The organism is Rhizobacter sp. P3_B12, assembly GCF_056402895.1.
In genome coordinates, this window is sequence record NZ_JBFUGN010001055.1 from 1 (window position 1) to 2037 (window position 2037).

The 2037-nt window shown below is 58.0% G+C and carries 3 protein-coding genes; all 3 read left to right on the forward strand.

Annotated features, from left to right (window positions below; all coding sequences use genetic code 11):
* Positions 1-117: IS3 family transposase (locus AC1D01_RS31980; protein ID WP_477873536.1), on the forward strand; the 117-nt coding region annotated here is incomplete at its 5' end.
* A gap of 256 nt (positions 118-373) precedes the next feature.
* Positions 374-1120, forward strand: a complete 747-nt coding sequence (locus AC1D01_RS31985; RefSeq protein ID WP_477873534.1) for a hypothetical protein — start codon at positions 374-376, stop codon at positions 1118-1120.
* Positions 1117-1869 carry a hypothetical protein gene (locus AC1D01_RS31990; RefSeq protein ID WP_477873535.1) on the forward strand — a complete coding sequence of 251 codons (753 nt, stop codon included), beginning with the start codon at positions 1117-1119 and terminating at the stop codon, positions 1867-1869. The genes AC1D01_RS31985 and AC1D01_RS31990 overlap by 4 nt, the downstream gene beginning before the upstream one ends.
* The last annotated feature ends 168 nt before the right edge of the window (positions 1870-2037 follow it).

Below are 2037 nucleotides of genomic sequence, written 5' to 3' on the forward strand. Positions count from 1 at the left end.
GCGATGATCGATGTCGCCGACTACATCGCCTGCTTCTACAACCCCGTCAGGCTCCATTCCACACTCGGCTATCGCTCGCCCGTCGAGCATGAGCGTCACGCCGAACACACTCACTGAGATTCAACCCAAACCAACTCATTGGCGTGTCCGAAAAGACTTGACCACGACACACCAAGGGCATCGAGGACTTGACGACGGAGCACTTCTTCTCGGCGTATATGACATACCGATGGCCGATGCCTGCAAACGCCGCAACTCCGATTGGCGACCTGCGACACCAGAAGCGCCAGCTAATGGTCGGTGGTGCAACTTCTGGTACGAGCACTATCAATAATCAAGGCGAGCGCCGAGTCGCTGAGATGGGTAAGGCCGCTTGAAGGACGTCGGCCACTTCGTCGCGCCGATAGCTGGCTTTGCCGCCAAGTCGGCGCCGATCAAGATCGAAGCGTTCGCGTGGTACTTGCATGCAGTCAAGCTGATGGAGTACTTCAATCCAAGCGATATTCGGGCGTGCTTCGAAGCGATGCATCTGCCAGTTCCCAATGTCGCGGCGGCGTTGGCAGGAATCCTGGACAAACGGCCCATCCGCCTCATACGAGACTCTAAGGGATACAAGCTCGCGAATGCCTCACGTGCCGAGCTAGAAAAGCTGCTGCCCGTTCGAGCGTCTTCGGTCGCCACAACAGCTTTGTTGAGAGGCCTCGTCGACAGAATCTCCCGGCCGGAGCACAAGGTCTTCCTGAACGAGGCGTTGGTTTGCTTCCAGCATGTCGCGAACCGGGCTGCCATCGTCATGATCTGGAACCTCGCCTACTCGCACGTCCTGGATCGCATTTTCAGCAACCATCTCGTTGCCTTTAACGCCCAGCGCACGAAGGTCAACCCAAAGCTGCCAGAGGTCACCAGGGTGACCGACTTTGAAGACTATGGCGAGCGCCAAGTGATCGAGATTTGTCGCGGCGCGCGCATCTTCGACGCGACGGTCTGCAAGACCCTGACAGAACGACTGAACCGCCGGAATTCCGCCGCGCATCCGTCTTCGGCGAAATTCACACCCGTCCAGGCCGAGGACATGATCACTGACCTCGTCAACAACGTCTTGCTAAACCCTAACGTATGAACTGGTGGCTCAGCGCTCCGTCGTGGGTCGTCGCGCTGTACTTCGGCGTCGGCTTCGTCGCGAAAGCAGGCTTCCCGCCCAAGGCCGACCTTGTCATAGGCGATGCCCTGTTCGTCGGCTTCACACTATTCTTCCTGTTCTTGCCATTCTTCAACAAGATCAAGATCGGATCATGGATCGAGCTTGAACGCGAGGTCAAGGAGGCAAAGAAGGAGGCTGCCGCTGCGAAGGACGAGCTGCGTGAGTTCAAGGCCGAGGTCCGCAATACCGTATCAGTGATCAGCTCGAACAACGTCAGCCCCCAATTCAACATCCACCTCGCCGACATGCTACGTCAGCAAGGCGAGAAGGTAGATCAAAAGCTTACTCAGCAAGGCCGCGAGAAGGCCGAAGAGGTCACGAAGGAACTGGAGGCGGACGACGACGTCAACTTTGCCCTCGCAAGAGTGCGCATCGAGATCGAGCGGCAGCTTCGAAGGATTCTGGGCCGCAGCTTCATGGTTGCTAGTGCGAACAAGCCGCGGTTTCTGTCAATCAACAACATGTTCGATCAGCTTCTGCAACACGACCAGAGCCTTGCGTTTCTGCGCGAGCCCATGAAGAACGTGCTGTCGGTCTGCAATGCCGCCGTTCACGCGCAGATCATCGCGCCAGAGCAGGCAGGTGAGGCGCTGAAGTTGGGGGCACTGATCATCGCAACACTCAAGCAGCACCCAGGCTCGCAGCCGGAGACAACAGACGCGGAATGAAGGCGTTCGTTCACGACAAGCCAGCGAACCGCGATGAATAGGTATTCGCCTTCGTTGAGGCCTATCGGAAGCTCCGCCCCGGAGATCGGCGACAAGTACGATCGCACGCACGCTATCCTGGCCTACATCTCGCTGACTACGCTGACGCCGGCCAGAGCTGACCAAGGG